This is a genomic window from Lyngbya sp. CCY1209 (genome assembly GCF_035615495.1).
Classification (GTDB): domain Bacteria; phylum Cyanobacteriota; class Cyanobacteriia; order Cyanobacteriales; family Microcoleaceae; genus Limnospira.
In genome coordinates, this window is record NZ_JAJENU010000272.1 from 1 (window position 1) to 21,999 (window position 21,999).

Consider the following 21,999-nt stretch of genomic DNA (forward strand, 5'->3'; position numbering starts at 1 on the left):
TCTTAAAGGCATAGTCAATGTGCCTCTACCAACTCCTTTAAGAGAAAATCCTAAAGTTGTTGCTACTTTTGTAAAGATTTGTTACTCAGACATTATATCACCCGGGATGGGGGTCACGATCGCGAAAAAATTGCCAAATTCAAAAATTCGGGGGAAACTGCCGGGGACGCTCAAACCGGCGCTCACCCCCTCCGTCGAGGGTTGGCGTTCCCAAGGTAGCCGGATTCAGGCGGGAATTTGTTCAGAAAACACCCCGATTTGGCGGAATTTCTGGTAGCGCATCTCCCGACGCTGTTGGGGTGTCAGGGACATCAATTCGCCCAACGTGTTCACCAGGGCTTGTTTGAGCAGTTCTGCGGCCTGGAGCGGGTTGCCGTGGGCGCCGCCGTCGGGTTCCGGGACGATGCGATCGACGATCCCCAATTCTTTGAGGTCAGGGGCGGTGATTTTCAGGGCTCCGGCCGCCTGGGGGGCTTTCCCGGCGTCTTTCCACAGGATCGCCGCGCAGGCTTCGGGGGTGGCTACGGTGTAGACCGAGTGTTCCAACATCAGCAGTTGTTCCCCCACGCCGATGCCGAGGGCGCCGCCGGACCCCCCTTCGCCGATGACGGTGCAGACGATGGGCACGTCGAGGCGGAACATTTCTCGCAGGTTGTAGGCGATCGCTTCTCCCTGGCCGAGTTTTTCCGCATCCACACCGGCCCAGGCCCCGGGCGTGTCGATGAAGGTGAGGATGGGCATTCCGAAGCGGTCGGCGTGTTCCATCAACCGCATGGCCTTGCGGTAGCCGCCGGGGGCGGCCATGCCAAAGTTGCGGGCGACGTTATCTTTGGTGTCCCGCCCCTTTTGGTGGCCGAGCAGGACCACGGGCTGACCGGCCAGTCGCCCCACGCCGCCCACCAGGGCCGGGTCGTCGGAACCGCCGCGATCGCCGTGCAGTTCCATCCACTCGTCGCTCATGGCCTGGATGTAGTCCAGGGTACTCGGACGCCGGGGATGGCGGGCGAGTTGCAGTCGCTGGGAGGGCGACAGGCTGCCAAAAATTTCCTGTCGCAGTTGGGTCGCCCGGGCTTCGAGTTGTCGGATCTGGTCGGAAACATCGACGCCGTTCTCATCCGCCAACTGGCGGATCTGGTCGATGCGGGCCTCCAGTTCGGCCAGGGGCTTTTCAAAGTCGAGTAAAATCGGTTTGCGGTTGGGACTTGGCACGCCTAAATGCTTTTGAGTCGCGAGTCAGTACAATCTCTTTAGGATTTTATCAGATTACGGCGGGGAGGATGTCAACAATCTCCCGACTCCCGCTTTTCCCCTCAAACCAGTTCTTTATAAAAATCCAGCAGTTCCTGGGCGAGGGCTTTGTTGGTGTACCGTGCCATGGCGCGGTCGTATCCCCGCTGTCCCCGGTCGTCGAGGAGTTGCGGGTTTTCCATCAACTGGCGCAGGCACCCGGCCAGGGCTTCGGCATTTCCCTCGGGGAAAACCAAACCGGCATCGTCGATGACGTGGGGGATTTCGCCGGAGTCGGACCCGACGGGGGGGACGCGACAGGCCATCGCCTCGATGAGGACGTGGCCGAACTGTTCTTTCCAGCCGACGGAGGTGAGGGTTTTGAATTTGTCGGTGGTTTCCGAGGGGAGGACTAGGGTGTTCATGACGTTGATATACTGCCAAACGCGATCGTGGGGGACGCTTTCGATTAAAATCAGGCGATCGCGGATGCCCAATTCGGCGGCGGTATCGAGGAGTTGCGATCGCAGTTCCCCCCGGCCGAGGAGGACCCACTTCCAGGGGCGATCGCTGACTTTGGACAGGGCTTTTGCCAGGGTGAAGAGTCCCTTTTCTTCCACGAACCGACCCACGAAACCCACCACGAAGGCGTCCGGTTCGATGCCCAATTCCGCCCGCAATTGCGGCTGGGGTTCGGGTTTGAACAGGGTTTCATCGACCCCCAACTGGGGCATGATCCGGACCGGGCCTTCGTAGCCGCGATCGCGCAAAATTTCCGCCCCGTCTTTGTTCCCCACCACGATTCCATCGGTGTTGGCGAGGTTGTATTTTTCGAGCAGGGACACGGGAAATTTCAATTCATAGGGGAGATTCCACCAGGTAAAAAATACATTTTTGGCGCCAAGTCCCAGCATCCGATTCAGGGTAATAAACTGAGAATAAGTCAGGGCTTTCGACCCCTGTTCGACTTGGATGATGTCGGGTTTGAGCGATCGCATCAAAGATATCACATCCAATCCAAACGTGAGCAAACCCTGGTTATTTTTGCTGAAATTGGAGATCGGAACGACTTTGAAATTGCCTTCATCTACGGGTTGGGACTCGATCTGTTTGCTCTGGACTCCGCCGGGGTTCCACAGGCGGGGCACGACGACGGTGACTTCGATGCCGGGTTCGAGGCGGGCGAGTTCCCGCAGTTTCTCGCGGTTGAGATCGACGATGTAAGTGTGGCTGGCGACGATAATTTTCATGGTTGGGGTGATCCGCAGATTACGCAGATTGCACAGATTGAATTAAAAGGTCCTCCGTGTCAATCTGATGGTTGAGAAAAATTGAGGTCGGAAGAATGAGAATTGTAGGGGCGAATGGCATTCGCCCAATTCCCGATTCATTTTTCATTTTTCACTTTTCATTTAACCGGCCAATTCGTCCTGTCGGGTGTAAATTTGACCGTCGGTCCAGGTGGATTGAATTTGGGTGGCGATCGCTTTGCACAGTCCCAGGGTATAGAAGTTGAGGCGGGCGGCGACTTTCAGGGGGGAACCGCCTTTGTTGCAGGGGGGACGGCCCAAAACGTGGCAGTCGAACAGTTTGGCGAAAAAGCGCCCGCACTGTCCGGGGGTGAGGTTTTTCAGGCCCATGAAGAAGTGATTGTGGTAAAAGGTGATCTGGTACTGCATCGATCGCGCGCTGATGTCGTGGCAGCCCCCGACTTCTTCTCCGAGGTGGACGAGGTGGGCGTCCGGATCGTACCAGATGATATATCCGGTGTTTCGGATTCGCAGGCAAAAGTCGGATTCTTCCCGGACGGCTGAGCCCCGGAAGCGTTCGTCGAAGTGCAGGCCGTGTTTGTCGAAAATTTCCCGCCGGAAGGACATATTGCAGCCCCGGGCGGAGATGACTTGCTGGGGTTTGACGGTGTGTACTAAATCGATATAGTACCAGGCGATGCCGGGGTCCATCGCTTCGGGGGGCAGGGTTTCGACGGTGAGGGAGCCGCCGGAGTCGCCCAATTTCATGCGATCGAAGACCCGGCCGGCCACCGCACCGATTTGGTCGTTGTCGATGTAGTTGCGGGCGTGGGCGTCGAGGAATCCCGCCGGCAGTTGTACGTCGTCGTCGATGAACAGGATGATGTCCCCTTTGGCTCGTCGCACGGCGTAATTTCGCGCCCCCGGCAGGCTGGCCCAGTCGAGGCGGTGCCAGGAAATTTTGCCGGCATCGGCCAGTTCTTGCAAATCGGTTTGGGTTTCGGGTTCGTGGGTGCGGGTTTGATCCGCGACGATGACTTCAAAGTGGGGATAGTCCTGTTTGAGGACGTCGGCGAGGGTATCTCGCAGGGCTTCTTCGCGGTTGTAGGTGGGAATGACGACGGAGATGGTGGGCCAGTCCATGATCAGATCTCCTTATTGAGCGGGTTGATTATTGAGCCTTCCAATCCATTTTCTCAGGAATTTTTCCACTTCCGTGAAGGTGAGGACGTAAAGGGTCAGCAGAATGGCTGCGATCGCCAGAGAAGTCAGAATCTTCAACTCCGAGTTGCCGGGTAGGGTTCGGTTCAACCGGGGCAGGGTGACGAATAACAGGGGTTGGTGAATGAGATAAATCTGATAAGAATAGATTCCCATCAAAGATAACATCGATAACGGGGGGAGCAATTTTTCTTTATGTTTTGTTAGGGAATGGAAAATTTGATAGCAGGCGAGAAAAAACAGGGGGGTGAACAGGATGTCGAAGCCTTCCATGTAGATGATATCGACGCCGGTATAGGTCAAATATCCGTAGCCGATCGCCCCGGCGGCGAAGACGGAGAGGACCCAGAGATAATCGATTTTGCGAAAGCGGTTGCGGTGGTTGAAAAAGATGATGCCCCAGTAGAGTCCCAGGCCGTACTGAAAGAAATAACTGCCCAGAAAGTCATTTTGCAGGAGATACCAGTAGAGATCGGTGGTGTGATCGACTAACAAACAGGCGAGTTTGGTGAGTCCGCCCCCGATGATGGCAACCGCCAAAATTTTGCCCGGTCGGAAACCGCAAAGGTGAAAAATTAGGGGGGTGACGAGGTAGGCTTGTAAAATGACGGTGAAAAACCAAAATCCGGGGTTGATGGTTTGAAATTGATACCCGGCGAAGCCGACAATATTGAGGATGAAGATGGGGACTGATTTGATTTCGTATCCGCCTTGGAAGAGTTGGTAGAGGAGGAGGCTGAAGAGGACGGCCAGCCCGTAGGAGGGATAGATGCGATCGAGGCGTTTGAACAGCCAAGATTTCCATTCTTTGAACCGCCAGTCGGGATTGTTTTTGACGGATTTTAAAGCCAGGACGTAACTGACGTTGAATCCGGCCATGACAAAGAAAATATCGACTCCCGCATAGCCGACTTTTGCCCCGAGTCGGTCGAGGGCGGCCACCAAGGTGGTGCGATCGGGGTAGTTTTGGAAGAAGTGAAAGAGGACAATTCCCAAAATAGCCAGACCTTTGGTCAGGTCGATCCAATGCATTCGCCTGGTTTTGGGTTTCGGTTGATCCGCAGACATCGATTTATTGACTCCGGTAAAAGGTCAGAAGAAATTGAGAAAAATATTGGCATTCACTCGTGATTGAAATGGGTGGAACATCCGGCCCGATTTGAGGGTGGAAGCGAAGGAGGCGATTTGCATCAGTTGTTCGGGGGTTTGGTTGAAATCGACGCGAATCCTGGGGATGCGATAGAAGTCTTTTTGCCAGCCGATTTTTAGCATTTGGTGATTGTAAAGGTATCCGGATCGGTAATATTGGGATGCCCGTTTTTCGACGGTCGAATTGGAATCGTTGTAGGCGTAGGCGAGATGGGATGCGATCGCGCGATCGCCCCCGTAATTGAGGCACGATCGTAATTGTTCTTGACCGGCGAGCAATTCCCATTCTAACTCCTGGGAATTCAATTCGGTGAGTCGCCGGTGGCTGTAGCCGTGGGATTGGATGTCGTAGAGGTTTTGGGCGAGTCCCTCCCGCAGTTGTTCGCAGGTGGCGTAGCGATCGCCTTTTGGGTCTTCCCGGGTCTGTTTGGGGTTGATGAATAAAACGACTTCGAGTTTTTTTCCATATCGATTTTCCAGTTCTTTGAGCAGGGGTAAAATCCGGGTGTAGACGCTTTTATATCCGTCGTCAAAGGTGAGCATGACGGGTTTCTGATTCAGATGTTGTGGCGGGACTGGCCGGGAGCGATTGAGAAAGTAAGTGTAGAGGTCTTCCGTGGTCAACACCCAATAATTATGGCGGGCTAAATAATCGATGAACTGCGCCAAATTTTGGACATCATAATCCAGGCCGTAAATGGATTTTTTCGCGGCGCGATCGTTGTATTCTCTCAGGTCGATAATATTGTGGAATCCGAAAATCGGAATGTTGACCGATTCAGAATTGACGATAAACCAGGTTTCTAAGTCAAAAACGACCAGCCACAGAACCGCAGTAAAAATTACCACGAAGGAGATCAATCGGGATGTTATTGTGGCAAGATTCATGTGGACGACGGCTCGGAAAACGACGGCTGTTATTTTGACGGTTTTTTATGGGGTAAAATAACCCCCATAAAACCCGTTAATCATCTCACTCATCTTCATCCAATTCTCCCGCTTCTCTCAATCTTTTTCGTTCTTGCTTTTCGATGTCCGGCAATTTGTAAATGACACCGGCGAAGTACCAGTAATAAACGGCGACCGGATCGACATCCAGGGGATAATAGTAGGTATTGTAACTGAGGATCAAAATGAAAACCCAAAAAGATGCCCCGAAACTGCGGAGGCTCGGATCTTTGACGGAACGGTAAGTTTTGAAAGCCGTGAAGGTGATGGCGGTGACAAACCCCAGAAATGCCAAAGTCCCCACCGGCCCGACCTCGTAGATCAACTTGGGATAGTAGGTTTCGATCAACCGCGTTTCCCCAAACATACGGGCCGAGTTGGTCGCCCGTCCGAGGCCTTTACCAAAAATTCCCTTCTGTCCGCCGGTGCTGTGCCCAAATTGATCGGCAATAAAGTCCGTGGGTGGAGAAGCCTGCCAGCGGCCGACAAAACTATCGACCCGCTCCTGGACGAGTTCCGGGTTAGCCACCATTGCTACCCCCAGGAGCAATCCCAAGCCTCCGGCGATGGGGATGAAGCGTTTGAGGTTGGTGACTTGTCCGGTGAGGACGAGCAGAATGACGGTTACGGTGGGTACTAATGCCAGGGCGATGCGCTGTCCGGAAATCACGGCGTTGACGAACACCAACCCCATCCCGACCAAACCGGTGATTCGCCACCGGGCAGAGGGGTCGCTGAAGGCGCTGGCGAAGGTGAAAAAGGCGTTGGCGATCAGGAACCAAGCCCACTGCCAGGGGGCGACGAAGGTTCCGGGGAGGCGGATCATATTTTGGGAGGGGCTGTACACCAAAGCTCCGCCCACCAAACATTTGGCGTCCAGGGTGGCTTTGAACAAATCGTCCCCGGAGAGGTGGTCGGTGCCCTGACAGCGGCCGCTGACTAGAAATTGGTACTGTACGATTCCGAGAAGGCAACAGATAATGGCGAGTACCAGGGTCATGCGGGTGAGGAACAGCAGGTCTCGTTTGTCTCGGATGTGGTAGTAGGCGCAGGTGATCAGGGGGACGTAGCCCAGAAAGACTTTCAAACCCAAAATTCCCATCGGGATGGGTTGGTCTCCGGGTTCGGGATCGAGTTGCTGGAAGCCGTTGACACACAGGAGGGTCAGCAGGCAAAAACCGAGGAGGATGAATAGGGGTTGTTTGATGCCTTTGGGAACGATCATGGGGAGTCGCTTGCGCTTCCACTCCTGATACATGGCGATCAGGGCGGGGATGTAGAAGCCGTCTTTGGCGAGTTGAAATAATGCATTTCCGCCGCCGACCCAATAGGTGATGGTTCCGGAGAAGGGCATATAGGCGAGAAATCCCCAGAGTCCGTAGCGGGGATATTTGTAGCACATGACGAAGACGAAGATGCCGCCGCCGCCGGCGATCGCCAATTTTTCGTCTTTGACCGCAAATAATGCCGCCCCCACGATCGCCGCCACGATTGCGGTGGGAATTAAAGTTGCAATCAGGGCTTTGACATCTTTGGCAAACTGCCGTTGTTTGGCTTTGAGTTGGGCTTTACTCAGCTTCGGCTTTTGCTGTTGCGATTTTTTGTTTTTGGATTTCTTTTTCTTGGATTTTGCCTTGGATGCCATGTTTTAAATAATCCCGGCTTTGGGGTCAGTTGTCCTTCGTGACTCGCTCCCTACTCCCTGACTCAAAACTGCCGTTCTCTTCTCCAGATTTGGAGATCCGGCTAATTCGGACACACTCATCCAAGATTATAACAACTCAAATTGGGCCGTCCAGAGCGGACGGCCCGACAATTCAATCAAGCCGATTAAGCGACCAGGTGCCGTTGGACGACTCCCACGAGACGATCGCACCACCGTTCCACCAAATCGGCGGTGGCCGCTTCCACCATAACGCGGATCAGGGGTTCGGTGCCGGAGGCGCGCACGAGGACTCGGCCGCGGTCGCCCATGTCGGCTTCGGCCGCGGCGATCGCATCTTGCAAGGGTTCGCAGTCTTTCCAGTGGCGGCGGGACTCGGGATTTTCGACGCGGATATTCCGCAGCAGTTGGGGATAGGTGCGGAAACTCTCGTCCACGAGGCGATCGAGGGAGGTTTGCGATCGCTTCACCAAGGCGGCCAGGTGCAGGGCGGTCAGCAAACCGTCCCCGGTGACGCTGTAATGGTGGCAGAGGATGTGGCCGGACTGTTCCCCGCCCAACATCGACCCGGTGCGTTTCATTTCGCCGTGAACGTGCTGGTCGCCGACGGGGGTGCGGACCATGCGTCCGCCGAGTTGCTGCCAAGCCCGTTCAAATCCCAAGTTCGCCATCACGGTGGAAACGATCAAATCCTGGGGCAGTTGTCCGGCATCTCTGAGGGTCTGGCCCCAAAAATACAGGATATAATCTCCATCGACGGTGCGGCCGTGGCGGTCCACCGCCAACACGCGATCGGCGTCGCCGTCGAAGGCGAAGCCGAGGTCGGCCCGATGTTCCAAAACGGCTTGCTGTAGCTGTTGCAGGTGGGTCGATCCGCAGTTGACGTTGATCTGGTGGCCGTCGGGGCGATCGTTGAGGCAGATGACGTCGGCGCCCATTTCTCGGAACACTTGCGGGGCAAGGTGGACGGCCGCGCCCCAGGCCAGATCGAGGACGACCCGCATTCCTTGTAAATTGGTGGTCGGCAGCAGGGGCCGGTAGAGAGAATCGGCGTAATCTCGCACCAATTCGGGTCTGTAGTGGTGTTGTCCGCAGGAGTCGGAGTGGACGGGGAGGGCTTCGGCATCCCGCAGGGCGGCTTCGATTTGTCTCTGCACTTCGCCGGAGAGTTTGGTGCCGTCGTTGCCGAAAAATTTGATACCGTTATCTTCCGGGGGATTGTGGCTCGCGGAGATCATCACGCCGCCGATCGCACCGCAGTTTTGGGTTAGGTAGGCGACGCCGGGGGTGGGGCAGATGCCCAAATTCCACACTTCGAGTCCGGCGGCGGTGAGCCCGGAGGAGAGGGCCATTCCCAACATATTCCCGGAAAGGCGGGTGTCCTGTCCGATCATCACTGGCCCGGGATGATGGTGGTGCTGGCGGAGAATTTGTCCGGCCCAAAATCCCACTTGCAGGGCGAGGGGGGCGGTGAGGAGGTCGCCGACCGGGCCGCGGATGCCGTCGGTGCCGAACAGGGGACTCGCCGGAAGTTCGACACCCGAAGCCTGTTGTAATTTGGGGGGACAGGACATCTTAAAGTTTTTGGGATGGGTTGGCGTGGCTACCATATCGTTCACTCCTCTCGATGTTCACACACTCACAGTGGAGGATAACACGTCCGGAACGGGGGGATATTGATGGGAACTTCAATTCCCCTCCCCGACATCTGAGAGGGTGCGGAATGGATTTGATTGGGGCGATCGCGGGAGAACGGACTCGCGCGGCGGTGATCTGGCACAGATCATTCCCAATTTTACTCGATTTTTTCCGGCAATTCCATCGACAATCGATCGCAATTGAAACGATTCTCTTGACACCTTCCCGGCGGGGGCGGATACTGAGGGCGTATTCAATTCATGTTTTCGCCGGCTGGAGGGGAGGCCCGACTCAACTATGACAACTCGGCAACCGCGATCGCTCGGTCTCTATCCGATCTCATTAATTATTATTATTGCCCTGGCGGGAATCATCTGTTATTCGCCCGTTATCGGCTCATTTTTTTTGTCCGATGATTTCGTTTTGATCGCCCTGTTTGAAAAGCTGGGGCCGTTCGGATTGTGGGTGAATCAGCAGCACGGACAGTCTTTATTTTTTCGCCCGGTTCTCGGGTTGATTAGCTTTCTGGACTATCGAGCTTGGGGCAATTATCCTGTGGGTTATCACCTCACGAACCTGGGATTTCATTTGGCGAATGCCTTCGCGGTGGGTTGGAGCGCCAATCTGTTGACCAAAAATTTGGCGATCGCCCGAAATTATAAAATTATTCTGCCCTATCTGGCGGGGTTTATTTTCCTCCTGCTACCGAGTCACACGGAGGCGGTGTCTTGGATTTCGGCCCGCACGGATGTGATCTCCAGTTTTTTTGGATTGGCGGCTTTTGCCACCTATTTAATCGGCCGCAACTTGCCCAACAAAGTACCGTTCCTACTCTCGCTCTTTCTGTTTTTCTGTGCCGTCCTCTCCAAGGAATCTTTGGTGACCTTTCCGGGATTGGTTATTTTGTACGAAGTTTATGATTCTATCGGAAATAAAAATAACAAGAAATCCGGGCGCGATCGCGGTTTTTTGGTTCTCCCCTATCTCGGCGTTTTGGTCGTCTATTTTATTGGGAGAACCCTGAAGCTGGGTACGCCTTTGGGGGGCTACGGCGGGGACGTGCATTTAAACTTTAATGTCGGACATATCGTCCAAAATCTGGTCATCTATCCGACCCGAACGTTTTTCCCGCCCATTTTTGAGTCCACTTTTCCGCTGTGGCTGTTTATTTTTGTGGGGTTAATTTTGCTGTCTTTGGGCTGCACGTCCCTGTTTATGAAAGGGCGATCGCCCCATCCGGAAATCCCGCCCCTGCTGCTATTTTTGCTCGGCAGTTTCTTCGTCGCTGTCCTCCCCGCGATCAATGTATTTGTCTCGATTACAGATACTCAGGGGGAAAGATACCTCTATTTCGGTTCTGGATTTGCTTCGATTTATCTGGCGATCGTTTTGGTTTTCGTTTGCCTCAAAACCCGCGTCATTTTAATCGCGTCTTCGGTGTTATTATTGATTTTTGGGCTGACGGTTCAATCTTTAAATCAGAACTGGAAAATTGCGGGTTATATTTCCCAAAATATTCTGCTAGAAATGTTACAGGGAAACCCGGAAACACCGGTTATTATTACGGCGATTCCGGATAATTATCGGGGGGCGTACATTTACCGGACGGGATTGATTCAGGGGTTGGAATTGTTTGGCGGTGGGGAAAAATACGCGATCGCATTTACCCGAGAACCGGCGGACGGTCCCTTTGAACGGGTCAAATTTGAAACGGATCAAATTCAGACCGTCATGCATCACGATTTGAGGGAGATTGACGATGCGGTTTTCGTCCAACAGGACCAGCCGGAAATTTTTCAATTCACCCTCTCGAATCCCGACACCAGCTTTCTGCCCTGGCCGAAAAATTCTCTGAAAACCCAAGATTATGAAGTGATTCAATTCGCCCCGACTCAATACAAACTGCTGTTAAAAAATCCGGATTTTGCCGACCATCTCATGTTCTATTCGGACGGCCGGCTGCTCCGTTCTCCTGATTTTTAAAATGAATTGACTTTGGGGCGATGGGTTGACCCATTGCCCCAAAGTCAACCCTCATTACAATATTTATCCTTGTTTTTTTGAGGCTTATTGGCATCGATGGCGATCGTGGTGTATCATGAGTGCAATTTGCCCAAGTCGAGATTGAGTGTGGTGTGATGGAGCCGATTTACATTTTGGGGGCGGGGCCGGCGGGGTTGGCTGCGGCGTACACCCTCACCCAGCAGGGAATTCCGGTGGTTGTCGTCGAACGGGATACGCGGGTTGGCGGACTGGCGAAAAGCATCGAGTACGAAGGGTTTATTCTCGATTTCGGGCCGCATCGATTTTTTACCAAATTGCCCCCGGTTCTCAAACTTTGGCATCAAGTTTTGGGTAAAGATCAGGTTACGGTTAACCGCCTGACTCGCATTTATTACGGAGGGAAATACTTCAGTTATCCTTTGCGGGCGAAACAGGTGATTTTTGCCTTGGGAGGGTTGGAGACAATTCGCATTCTCACGTCCTATTTTAAGGTGCGTTTATTTCCGAAACGGGATGCCGAAAATTTTGCGGATTGGGTGACGGCGAAATTTGGCCGGCGGTTATTTGAAATTTTCTTTCAGGGATATACGGAAAAACTTTGGGGAATTCCCTGTACCGAAATCAGCGCGGATTGGGCGGCACAACGAATCAAGGGACTGTCATTATATCGGGCGATTATCAATGCTTTATTGGGCAATGATGGCAAGGTTAAAACCCTGGTTGATCGATTCCAATTTCCCCGCTTGGGTTCAGGTCAATTGTACGATAAAATTGCGGAGTATTTGCAGCAAAATCGGCAACCGATATTACTGAATACGGAAGTGATCGAAGTTCACCACAATAATTTTCAAGCCACCCACGTCACCCTCAGAAATCGCCGGACGAAGGAAGTGGAAACGGTTCCCTGCGGGGGGATCATTTCTTCGATTCCTTTAACGTTGCTGGTGGAACAGTTGAAGAACGCCCCGCCGAAGCCTGTTATTGAAGCGGCGCGATCGCTCAAATTTCGCAATACAATTTTAGTCTATTTGATCGTCGAGGGAAATCATCTATTCCCCGATAATTGGCTGTACATTAACGATCCGAGGGTGCAACTCGGACGGGTGACGAATTTCGCCAATTGGTCCCCGGAAATGTTGCCGGACGAAACCAGAACCCCGCTATGCTGCGAATATTGGTGCAATTTCGAGGATGAATTGTGGAGTTGTCCGGAAGAGGAATTGCGACGGTTGACGGAATCGGAACTTCGCAAAATCGGACTGTTGAAAAAACAGGCGGTTTCGGGGGGATTCGTCGTCCGCCTGCCTCGCACCTATCCCATCTATGCGGGGGATTATAAAACGTCGCTGGCGACGATGCGGGACTATTTTAAACGGTTCCAAAATTTGCAGTTGGTGGGGCGTTACGGTGCGTTTAAATACAACAACCAAGATCACAGTTTGTTGATGGGAATTATGGCGGCGGAAAATGTCGTCAACCCGGGCAAACACAATCTCTGGGATGTGAACAGCGACAGCGAATATGTGGAGGAGGCGAAGGCGGACACGGAAACCACATCTGCCGCCGTTTCTGGGACGTCTCGTCGCCGTCGGGCGATCGCACTTTTGCGACAGTTTGGCGGCTATTTGTTCACGGGGGGCACCGCGACAATTGTGGACGTTTTGGTGTTTTCTATTCTCACCCAGACGGGGTTGTGGTACGTTTATGCTTTGGCGATCAGCTACTTTTTGGGGTTGAGTACCAATTTCTGGTTAAGTCGTCGGTTCGTGTTCGGAGTTTACTGGCGAAATTGGCGGCTACAATACGGGGTATTTGCCACCGTCGCCCTCAACAGTTTGTTGGCGAATTTGGGGTTATTGCAGTTGTTGATTAATGAGTTGGGATGGGATGTCACAACCGCCCGGTTGGCGAGTGCGGCTTGTGTGGCGTTGATCAGTTTTACGGGACATAAATTGTACTCGTTTTCGTCTGTCGATCGCGTTTCGAGTTTGGATCTGAATTAAACATGGGCGATCGCAAGTTTTCGTTTCAACCCGGTGTGGCGGCGGTGATCGCAATTACCCTCGCCTGTTGGATGGTTTTGGTTCCGTTTGTGAATCAAATTGTTATCCCCATCAACAATAACACGACGGGGGTGATTTCTCGGGCGAGTATCGACAATATCAGCCCCTACACGGATTATCTGAAATATCTGATTTTGCTGTTTGTTCCCCCACTCGTCGCCGTGGGGGCGTTGTATCTGGGCAGACGGGTTGAAACGCGATCGCTTCATTTTTACATCACAGCTTTGACTCGCAATTGGGTGTTATCCACCGCCACGGTTATTTTACTGTCGGCGTGGATTATCAATGTCCCATTCAACCAATTTGAAATCGGTTCGACGCTGCTTGACTCCTTCCACGAGGGGGAGTTTTTGGGATTTTTGCCCGACTTCGCCCAGCTAGAAAAGCCGTTTTTAAATACCGTTTTGGTTCACGGCTACGGGATGGATGTGCTCCCCGGAGAGATGGCTGCAGGGTTAATTTATAACGACAATGGGATCGCGTTGACGCGGCTATTTGTGAACCTGCAAAATGCGATCGCGGTTTGGGGCTATTTCTGGATTTTGTGGGAATTGACGGGAACGGTTCGCCTAGAGAAATCGCGGTTGAAAATATTTTTATTATTGTGTCTACTTTGGTGCATTTTGGATGGGATTTTCTTCAAGTTTGACGGCAGGCGGGGACTGTGGTTTGTGTTTCAGATCGCGATCGCCCTCCGCTCTTTTCGGATCGTCGGTTTTCGCCCCCGCCAGGGGGGAATATTAGCCCTATTATTGGGGGTTTCCCTTCCCCTGGGATTCCTCCACGTTTACGATCGCGCGATCTATTTTTTGGCGGTGTATTTTTTTGCATCAATTCTCGCCCTATTTTTAAATAAAAAAACGGCAAAAATTTGGCTGGGGGGAACCCTCGCGGGTGCGGTGATTTCTCTGGGTGCGATCGCCCTATTTTTGGGTGTCGATCAGTTGGGTGCGATCGCCTCCCAAATCGCCTACTGGGGAAAATACGGCCGCTACATTTCGTTTATCCCCCTCCCGGCGATAGAAATGACTTTCACCTCCCAAAATTTCTGGCTACCCATCCTAATCCAAGCCGGGGTTTTGGTGTATCTGATTTTGGATGCGATCGCCTTTAACTGGCAACTGAAACCGTTTTTCAGAAAACATTTATTCACCCTGTTGCTGCTATCTGCCTCCGGCGTTTACATGAGAATCACCCTCGATCGCAGCGACTTGGGACACGCCTACCACGGGGCGATTATGACGGCATTTCTCAGTATCTATTTGTTGCTGCTGGGCTATCGACGGTATCTCGAACCCCGCCTGGAAACCCTGAGTCTAACCTTATCGCAACAGATGGCTGTGGGGATACTATTGTTATTTTTGATCACCTCGGAACCGGGTTTCAATGTGTGGGAGGCGGGGGCAAAACTCGCCACCCTCCCCGATGCTCTCTCTCGCCGGGATGCGGAATTGTTGCAACCGGATTATTTAGAAGCGATGGAGGTGATGCAACCGGAAATTGAAAATCAATCCTGTTTTTTTAATGTCACTTCCGAGGGATTGTGGTATTATTTATTTGACAAGCCCTCCTGTTCCCAATACAGTTATGTGCTCTACGCAAAACCGACGATCGCCCAACGGGAAGTGATCGCCGATCTTGATCGCACCCAACCGGAAATCATCCTATTAACAAACCGCCTCTGGTTTCAAAACCCTTGGGATGAGGTTTTAAAAGCGGACTCTGCATCCCTGATTTATCAATATATTTTACAACAGTACAAACCCTACAAATCGATCCAGTCCCACTGGTTTTGGAGACGCAGCGATCGCCCGCCGAGTTTCGCCACAACCGACGCTTTCAACGGGGCGATCGACACCCTTCCGGATTCTCCCATATCTGCGGGCGATCGCCTGGTTTTGACGGGGTGGGCGGTGCTTCCAGAAAAAGGCAAACCCGCCGATGCCGTTTATCTCAGTTTCGGGGAAAATAATACGTTGATTTCCGTGGCAGAAGTGGATGTCAACCGCTGGGATGTCGCCAGCGTTTTGTCCGTTCCAAACTACGCGAAATCGGGGTGGACGCTGCGGGTTCCCACCGCCAGTTTACCCCCCGGAAATGTCGAGTTAAAAGTTTGGGCTTACGATGCCCAAAAGCACCAATTGAGTCAAATTGGGGAGGCGATCGCGATCCGGATCGAAACGCCTTGAATCATCAAATGTTAACCCCCTTTTCAATTTCCTTGGTTGGGGGCTAAAATTGAAAATATATAAAAGCAGAATAGTTGGGAGCGACAAACCAAAAAGCAACAGATACGGCTAAACCATACCAAGCTGCAAAAATCCAGTCAGGGGTTTTTTCCCACCATTCACCCAGAAAATTTCGCTGTGCTGCAAAATGGACGATCGCCAAGACGATAAATATTCCCAGGAGATGTGTTCCCAGTTCATTTGAACCCGAGGAATTAAAGAACACGAATGACTGCAAAATGGTCATGGATTTTTCCAAATCTGTGGCTCTGAAAAAGATCCAAGCAATGCAAACCCAGTAGAATGTTAATGGCGGACCCATTGATTTCATAACTCCAGACAATTGCCGATAGGGAGCCGAAAATTTTGACCATTCTCTCTGTACAATTAATGCACCACCATGCAAGCCTCCCCAAATGACAAAATTCCATCCGGCTCCGTGCCATAATCCCCCCAAAAGCATGGTTAACATGAGATTTCTGTAGGTCATCAGTTGACCCCCACGGTTACCGCCAAGTGGGATATAAAGATAATCTCGTAGCCAGGTGGACAGACTGATATGCCAGCGCCTCCAAAATTCGGTAATGTTCTCAGACAAGTAAGGAAAATTGAAGTTCAAACAGAGTTCGTATTCGAGTAAACCGGCACAGGCGATCGCCATATCGGTGTAACCTGAAAAGTCGCAGTAGATTTGCACGGCATAAAATAACACCCCCACCCAAGAACTCCCGGCCGTGTAAGTTTCGGGGGCAGCAAAAAAGCTATCGACAATCGGAGATAAGCGATCGGAAATACAGGCTTTTTTGACAAAGCCAATCAGAAAAAGGAGTAGACAAGATTTGACTCGAACGCGACTAAAAACTCGGGTTTTTTCTAGCTGCGGCAAAAAAGTAGAAGCCCTGACAATTGGGCCAGCAACCAGTTGCGGAAAGAAGCTGACAAAAAGTGCAAAATCCAACAATTTATACACGGGCTTCATTTTTTTATAGTAGATATCGATGGAATAGCTGAGGGTTTGAAACGTGTAGAAACTGATCCCGACAGGAAGGATAATGTTGAGGGTGGTAAAATCGGCAGAAAATCCCAAAAAATTCAGAAAATTTGCGGCGGAATCGACAAAAAAGTTGAAGTATTTAAAAAATCCCAAAATTCCCAAGTTCGTACCCAAGCTGACGAGTAGCCAGATCTTTCGGCGATCGCCGTTTGTCGTTTTGTCGAGTTGGAGTCCCACAATATAATCGACAACTGTCGAGATCCAAATCAAGGAAAGAAAGCGCCAATCCCACGCCCCATAAAATAAATAGCTACAGAGTAGCAGCCATAGCTTGCGATATCGATTTTCTCGAAGTATCCAGTGGGTCGAGAAAACGATTAAAAAGAAAAATAAAAATCTAAATTCTGTAAAAATCATCGGTTAATTTTTCTCCCCATCCAAATAATTGGAAAACCTTTCCGCCAGCAATTTCGAGAACTCGGTCGCCCCGCCGTGATTTAAATGGTCGAGATCGAACCGCTTATTTTCATCGTACAAAGTGGGAAATTCTATCGGATCGTTAAATGCAAATAGAAGGGGTATATATCCTCGAGTATGGGCGGCAATGAGATGGGTTTCTTTTTCCAAGACGGGGGTGATAATAAATACGGGAGTCGCACCGCTGTCACGTACAGTTTTAATTAAATCTTCGATCGCCTTTAACTGATCAGATGTGGGAGCGGCGCGTCGCTCGGGGGTGGGGGTTATAGATTGAACTTTTTCATGATAAGTATCTAAGTTTTCCAAAAATTCCTGATGTCGTTTTTGGAAATTCGGACCCGGCTCGTCATCCAGTGCCAGATAACCGTCAATACCGGGCGTTCCATAGGCGGTGTCTCCCCGGGGATTGAGGGTTGTATCGACTCCTTCTGTGGGGGGGAGTATCCGTCGAATCCAACGATCGCCTTGTCCGAGATTAGTCAAGTTATACAGCAGGGGAAGGGTGTGGGAATAAATTTTTTTTAAATTTAAAACAATATTTCGCTTTTCATTTAATACATTCAACCATAATAATTGATAAATCCAGAGGGTGTGTTCCCAAGTATGCCAGTATATCACCCGCTCAGTTCGCAGATTTTGGTCGTCTATAAGAAGGTTGACATCGTACAACTCCAGAAAAACAAACTCCAGGTTTTGAGGTGTCATGGCGAGAATTTGTTGGAGTACAAAGTGAGTTTCCGGAACGGTCATGCCGGAAACACCAAAATTGTAGGATTGGATGGGATATCCTTGAGATGCCATCAACCGATCAAATTGGCTCGGTACGATGTGTCGATAAATACGGCTGGAACCGATAAAAATTGCCTGATATTCGTCTTTTTTTTCGGAAAATTGGTTCAACTTGGCACTGACGACCGGAATTTCCGGTTCTGTTGTCATGGGATTCAAAATGAGATTGGATAAAAAAAATACGGCCCCGAAAACGCCAAAGTTCACACCCACAATTACCCGATTTAAGCGTCTTCTCCGTCGGGGAGTTGCCGCGGTCGTTTTTTTCATTGGATGAGTCTCTTATTGACAGCATATCGATCGGTGGATCTGAAGCCGGAAGATAGCCGGGAGTCGCAACTTTTTATCCCGAGAATTTTCTGGGATGGTCGGGCGAACAAATTGATAATTTTTTTCTAACACCCCGTCGATTCACAGCTATGACTGCGGCTAAGTATCCGAATACTTTTGATTTCAATTGACCGGAGCTTCTTCGATGAATTATAAGGCAAAATTTTCCATTCGTCAATTTCTGCGATCGCCTGCTGTCAACTCTTCAACCCCCGGGAGAGCGAAGGCCCGAAACACGGTGGGTATTTTTGCTTACCACAAAAGGCGTACCCCCGCCAGCGAACTACACAAAACTTAATAGATTTGTTAAACTGCTGAAAGTCCTGCTACAGAGGAACGATGTATGGTCGCGCAAACTACGCAAAACAACCTCGATCGCTTCGCCACCCTATTTTTCATCATGGGGGCATTACATATATACGTCGCCCTCCGCAAACGCACCCGACAGATCGCCGCCCTCGGCACGGTTTGGGGCAGAAATTGCTTGGTGGGCGTGATTTTTTTCGCCGTTGTTTCTCTGGCGATCGACATTCTCGGGAATGTTTGATCTCTGCGATCTCCCCCCGAGAATTGGGGGTAGGTTAAAATACCTTTAAAATTTCCAAATCAAACGATTCAGTACCGGCAATATGTTGGTTTTTATCCCAAGGCGATCTGCCCATCGGACGGATTCGAGGGCGATCGCCTGCCTTTTGTACGGCTTTCCACCGCCCGATCTCGCCACCAGATTGTACAATAAAGCTGTTGTCGCTGGAGAGCCCTGTTGCCTATGTCCACTGCCGCACCTGCAAAAACCGAGTACGAAGCGGTGATCGGGTTGGAAACCCACTGCCAACTCAGCACCCAAACCAAAATTTTCTCCAACTCCTCGACGGAATTCGGCGCCGATCCCAATACCAACATCGATCCCATCTGCATGGGACTGCCGGGGGTGCTTCCGGTTTTGAATCAAAAGGTGTTAGAGTACGCGGTGAAGGCAGCGCGGGCGCTCAACTGTCAGATCGCGCCCTACAGCAAGTTCGATCGCAAACAATATTTTTATCCGGATCTTCCCAAAAATTATCAAATTTCCCAATTCGATCTCCCCATCGCCACCGGTGGCTGGCTGGAAATCGAAATTGTCGATGAGGACAACAACCCGATCCGCAAACGCATCGGCATCACCCGCCTCCACATGGAAGAAGATGCGGGAAAACTGGTGCACGGGGGGAGCGATCGCCTGTCGGGTTCCACCCATTCGATGGTGGACTTCAACCGCGCCGGAATTCCCCTGGTGGAAATCGTCTCGGAACCGGATATCCGTTCGGGACTCGAGGCTGCCGAATACGCCCAGGAATTGCGCCGTATCGTCCGCTATTTGGGGGTGAGTGACGGCAATATGCAGGAGGGTTCCCTGCGTTGCGACGTCAACATTTCCGTGCGTCCGGTGGGACAGAAGGAATTCGGCACGAAAGTCGAAATCAAAAATATGAACTCCTTCAGCGCCATTCAGCGGGCGATCGACTACGAAATCGATCGCCAAATCGAAGCGTTGGAAGCGGGGGAAACTCTAGTGCAAGAAACCCGCCTCTGGGAGGAGGGCAGCCAGCGCACCATCAGCATGAGGAGTAAGGAAGGATCGAGCGATTATCGCTATTTTCCGGAACCCGATTTGCCCCCCATCGAGGTGTCGGCGGAACAGTTAAAACAGTGGGAGTCGGAACTGCCGGAACTGCCCGCCCAAAAGCGCCACCGCTACGAGACGGAGTTGGGGTTATCTGCCTATGATACCCGAGTTTTGACGGACGATCGCACCGTGGCGGAATATTTCGAGGCGGCGGTAGCCGCGGGTGCCGATGCCAAACAGGCGGCGAACTGGGTGATGGGGGATATTACCGCCTATTTGAAAAACGAGAAATTGGCGATCGCAGACATTGCTTTAAAGCCGACGGATTTGGCGGAATTGATCGATTTAATTTCTCAGAGTACGATCAGCGGTAAAATTGCCAAGGATATCCTGCCGGAACTGCTTTCTAAAGGCGGTTCGCCGAAACAATTGGTGGAGAAAAAAGGCCTGATTCAGATTTCCGATACCGGGGAATTGGAGGCGATCGTCGATGAAGTTTTGGCGAGTCATCCCCAGGAAGTGGAACAGTTCCACGGGGGTAAAACGAAGTTGAAAGGGTTCTTTGTCGGACAGGTGATGAAGAAAACCCAAGGGCGTGCTGATCCGAAGTTGACGAACCAATTGTTATCGAAAAAGTTGCAGAAATAAATGATATCATGTTCGCCCAAATAGTTGCGATCGCAACTATTTTGTAATTTGGATAATCAGAAATTGATACGACCGCTGATTATCCGAACTTGAGCTGACGGGGATGGGTGCGATCGCGCCCATCCTTTTTGGTGATCAAATTGCCGTCATGGCGACTGCATTGCGATCGTCTCATCACTGGTTGATAAAATGAATTGATATCGAGCGATCGAACGCGATTTGATTAGTGTTAAATCCCCCCCGGCTCCCATCCCCCCCTACCCCCCTTTGTAAGGGGGGAGATAAGGGGGAGGAAGGGGGAGATAAGGGGGAGATAAGGGGGGAGAATGCGCTCGAAGTCCCCCTTACCAAGGGGGATTTAGGGGGATGTTTCCTCCGCCGCTTCGTTCTTCCGCTCCACAGCCAGTTCGATCAGTTTATCCACCAGTTCCGGGAAGGCGATTCCTGTCGCCGCCCACAGTTGGGGATACATACTCAATGCGGTAAATCCCGGTAAGGTGTTGATTTCATTGATCAAGATTTCCCCGGTTTTTTCCACGTAGAAGAAATCCACCCGAGCCAGTCCTGCACAATCGACGGCGAGGAAGGCTTCGATCGCCATGTCGCGAATTTTGGAGGCGATCGCGGTATCGACGGGGGCGGGAATCAGCAGTTCTGCCTGTCCCTGGGTATATTTTGTTTCGTAGTCGTAGAAATCGGTATTGTAGGTGATTTCTCCCACCACCGAAGCTTTCGGATAGTCGTTGCCCAAAACCGCGCATTCGAGCTCCCGGGCTTCGACTCCGGCTTCGACGATGATGCGGCGGTCGTAGGTGGCGGCGGCGTCGAGGGCGGCTTCGAGTTCTGAGCGCGATCGCACTTTGGAAATGCCGACGGAGGAGCCCAAATTGGCGGGTTTGACGAAGCAGGGGTAGCCCAACTCGTCGAGTTCGTCGCAGAGTTTGGGGAAGACGCAGGGGTTGGACCAAACTTGCGATCGGCGGACGGCTTGGTAGCGGACTTGGGGGAGTCCGGCCCGGGCGAAGGCCGTTTTCATGGCGATTTTGTCCATCCCCACCGCCGAGCCGAGAACCCCCGCCCCCACGAAGGGGACCCCCATCAGGGTCAAAAGTCCCTGCACCGTGCCGTCTTCGCCGTTGGGGCCGTGGAGGATGGGGAACCAGACGTCGCTCCCTTCCAAAATGGCGGGTTCGGGGACGCGATCGCTCGGTTTCACATCCCCATCATCTGCGGGTAACGGCTGGCCCGAAGCTAAAACCTGTTGTGCCGTGTCTCCCCCCTTCCAAACGCCGTTTTTCTGGATATAAACGGGGAATACCTCGTATTTGTCGGGGTTTGAGCCGGCCGAGAGCGCCGCCGCGATCGCCTTTGCGGAGGTGACGGATACCTCATGTTCGCCCGAACAACCACCAAATAACAATCCCACTCGGAGTTTTGTCATATCACCCTACCATTTAACGTCCCGATTTACTTTGACATATTCTCACGACAAATCCAAGCCGCCCGGACCGAAAATTTTCGCTTTGTAGCTTTGTAGCTTTGTAGCTTTGTAGTGGACCGACACGACTAAAAATGTGCTTTCGTGTAGTGGGCTGTTTCATCTTAAATGAGGGGATCGGATCTGAATCCACAGGCAAGATGCCCGATGCTCCGTTTTGAATTTTGCCTCGTTTGAGCTGAAACGGTCCAGTAGGGTGGGTTAGGCGCGGCAGTAATTTTTCGGAAAAACCCACAACTTTTCATCCGCGCCGTAACCCACCA

General features: G+C 51.9%; 15 protein-coding genes. 5 read left to right on the plus strand and 10 right to left on the minus strand.

The features are described from left to right. Window positions 1-225 precede the first annotated feature (225 nt). The 7 genes from accA to glmM all read right to left on the minus strand — a co-directional run bounded on the left by accA (window position 226) and on the right by glmM (window position 9,068). A complete protein-coding gene (accA, locus tag LKE08_RS07680) occupies window positions 226-1,209 on the minus strand; it encodes an acetyl-CoA carboxylase carboxyl transferase subunit alpha (RefSeq protein ID WP_324703626.1) in 984 nt (327 codons plus the stop codon). A gap of 101 nt (window positions 1,210-1,310) precedes the next feature. After that, complete coding sequence (gene hpsO / locus LKE08_RS07685) at window positions 1,311-2,477, minus strand: hormogonium polysaccharide biosynthesis glycosyltransferase HpsO (RefSeq protein WP_324703627.1); 1,167 nt, start codon at window positions 2,475-2,477, stop codon at window positions 1,311-1,313. A 162-nt stretch (window positions 2,478-2,639) separates the two neighbouring features. Continuing rightward, on the minus strand, window positions 2,640-3,620 hold the full coding sequence (gene hpsN / locus LKE08_RS07690) for a hormogonium polysaccharide biosynthesis glycosyltransferase HpsN (protein ID WP_324703628.1): 981 nt from the start codon (window positions 3,618-3,620) through the stop codon (window positions 2,640-2,642). Between the two features lie 12 nt (window positions 3,621-3,632). Next, a complete protein-coding gene (locus tag LKE08_RS07695) occupies window positions 3,633-4,730 on the minus strand; it encodes an acyltransferase (RefSeq protein WP_324703629.1) in 1,098 nt (365 codons plus the stop codon). 60 nt (window positions 4,731-4,790) lie between these two features. Next, window positions 4,791-5,696 carry a polysaccharide deacetylase family protein gene (locus tag LKE08_RS07700; protein ID WP_324703630.1) on the minus strand — a complete coding sequence of 302 codons (906 nt, stop codon included), beginning with the start codon at window positions 5,694-5,696 and terminating at the stop codon, window positions 4,791-4,793. A gap of 124 nt (window positions 5,697-5,820) precedes the next feature. Further along, window positions 5,821-7,440: a hormogonium polysaccharide biosynthesis protein HpsL gene (hpsL, locus tag LKE08_RS07705; RefSeq protein WP_324703631.1), complete on the minus strand. Its 1,620-nt coding sequence runs from the start codon at window positions 7,438-7,440 to the stop codon at window positions 5,821-5,823. A gap of 185 nt (window positions 7,441-7,625) precedes the next feature. Beyond that, window positions 7,626-9,068, minus strand: a complete 1,443-nt coding sequence (glmM, locus tag LKE08_RS07710; RefSeq protein WP_324703632.1) for a phosphoglucosamine mutase — start codon at window positions 9,066-9,068, stop codon at window positions 7,626-7,628. Between the two features lie 325 nt (window positions 9,069-9,393). Here glmM and LKE08_RS07715 point away from each other — a divergent pair, with 325 nt between their 5' ends. The 3 genes from LKE08_RS07715 to LKE08_RS07725 all read left to right on the plus strand — a co-directional run bounded on the left by LKE08_RS07715 (window position 9,394) and on the right by LKE08_RS07725 (window position 15,352). Further along, window positions 9,394-11,079: a hypothetical protein gene (locus LKE08_RS07715; protein ID WP_324703633.1), complete on the plus strand. Its 1,686-nt coding sequence runs from the start codon at window positions 9,394-9,396 to the stop codon at window positions 11,077-11,079. Between the two features lie 155 nt (window positions 11,080-11,234). Continuing rightward, window positions 11,235-13,103: a GtrA family protein gene (locus LKE08_RS07720; RefSeq protein WP_324703634.1), complete on the plus strand. Its 1,869-nt coding sequence runs from the start codon at window positions 11,235-11,237 to the stop codon at window positions 13,101-13,103. 2 nt (window positions 13,104-13,105) lie between these two features. Next, the gene (locus LKE08_RS07725) at window positions 13,106-15,352 is read left to right on the plus strand and encodes a hypothetical protein (RefSeq protein ID WP_324703635.1); all 2,247 of its coding nucleotides are present in this window, start codon (window positions 13,106-13,108) and stop codon (window positions 15,350-15,352) included. 43 nt (window positions 15,353-15,395) lie between these two features. Here LKE08_RS07725 and LKE08_RS07730 read toward each other — a convergent pair whose 3' ends face one another. Both LKE08_RS07730 and LKE08_RS07735 read right to left on the minus strand, forming a co-directional pair. Then, complete coding sequence (locus tag LKE08_RS07730; RefSeq protein ID WP_324703636.1) at window positions 15,396-16,802, minus strand: MBOAT family O-acyltransferase; 1,407 nt, start codon at window positions 16,800-16,802, stop codon at window positions 15,396-15,398. Window positions 16,803-16,805: 3 nt separating this feature from the next. Further along, window positions 16,806-17,804, minus strand: coding sequence for a hypothetical protein (locus LKE08_RS07735; RefSeq protein ID WP_324703637.1), 999 nt, complete (start codon window positions 17,802-17,804; stop codon window positions 16,806-16,808). Between the two features lie 523 nt (window positions 17,805-18,327). Here LKE08_RS07735 and LKE08_RS07740 point away from each other — a divergent pair. Together LKE08_RS07740 and gatB are read left to right on the plus strand one after the other, a co-directional pair. Next, window positions 18,328-18,531, plus strand: coding sequence for a hypothetical protein (locus LKE08_RS07740; RefSeq protein WP_324703638.1), 204 nt, complete (start codon window positions 18,328-18,330; stop codon window positions 18,529-18,531). 222 nt (window positions 18,532-18,753) lie between these two features. Then, the gene (gatB, locus tag LKE08_RS07745) at window positions 18,754-20,238 is read left to right on the plus strand and encodes an Asp-tRNA(Asn)/Glu-tRNA(Gln) amidotransferase subunit GatB (RefSeq protein ID WP_324703639.1); all 1,485 of its coding nucleotides are present in this window, start codon (window positions 18,754-18,756) and stop codon (window positions 20,236-20,238) included. Window positions 20,239-20,596: 358 nt separating this feature from the next. Here the strand turns inward: gatB and LKE08_RS07750 are convergent, their stop codons facing one another. After that, window positions 20,597-21,679: a D-alanine--D-alanine ligase family protein gene (locus LKE08_RS07750; protein WP_324703640.1), complete on the minus strand. Its 1,083-nt coding sequence runs from the start codon at window positions 21,677-21,679 to the stop codon at window positions 20,597-20,599. Window positions 21,680-21,999: the final 320 nt, after the last annotated feature.

Coding starts and splice junctions, on each gene's coding strand:
- hpsO (WP_324703627.1), bottom strand. CDS start 2,477: ATGAAAATTATCGTCGCCAGCCACACTTACATCGTCGATCTCAACCGC.
- hpsN (WP_324703628.1), bottom strand. CDS start 3,620: ATGGACTGGCCCACCATCTCCGTCGTCATTCCCACCTACAACCGCGAA.
- LKE08_RS07695 (WP_324703629.1), bottom strand. CDS start 4,730: ATGCATTGGATCGACCTGACCAAAGGTCTGGCTATTTTGGGAATTGTC.
- hpsL (WP_324703631.1), bottom strand. CDS start 7,440: ATGGCATCCAAGGCAAAATCCAAGAAAAAGAAATCCAAAAACAAAAAA.
- glmM (WP_324703632.1), bottom strand. CDS start 9,068: ATGGTAGCCACGCCAACCCATCCCAAAAACTTTAAGATGTCCTGTCCC.
- LKE08_RS07715 (WP_324703633.1), top strand. CDS start 9,394: ATGACAACTCGGCAACCGCGATCGCTCGGTCTCTATCCGATCTCATTA.
- LKE08_RS07720 (WP_324703634.1), top strand. CDS start 11,235: ATGGAGCCGATTTACATTTTGGGGGCGGGGCCGGCGGGGTTGGCTGCG.
- LKE08_RS07725 (WP_324703635.1), top strand. CDS start 13,106: ATGGGCGATCGCAAGTTTTCGTTTCAACCCGGTGTGGCGGCGGTGATC.
- LKE08_RS07730 (WP_324703636.1), bottom strand. CDS start 16,802: ATGATTTTTACAGAATTTAGATTTTTATTTTTCTTTTTAATCGTTTTC.
- LKE08_RS07735 (WP_324703637.1), bottom strand. CDS start 17,804: ATGACAACAGAACCGGAAATTCCGGTCGTCAGTGCCAAGTTGAACCAA.
- LKE08_RS07740 (WP_324703638.1), top strand. CDS start 18,328: ATGGTCGCGCAAACTACGCAAAACAACCTCGATCGCTTCGCCACCCTA.
- gatB (WP_324703639.1), top strand. CDS start 18,754: ATGTCCACTGCCGCACCTGCAAAAACCGAGTACGAAGCGGTGATCGGG.
- LKE08_RS07750 (WP_324703640.1), bottom strand. CDS start 21,679: ATGACAAAACTCCGAGTGGGATTGTTATTTGGTGGTTGTTCGGGCGAA.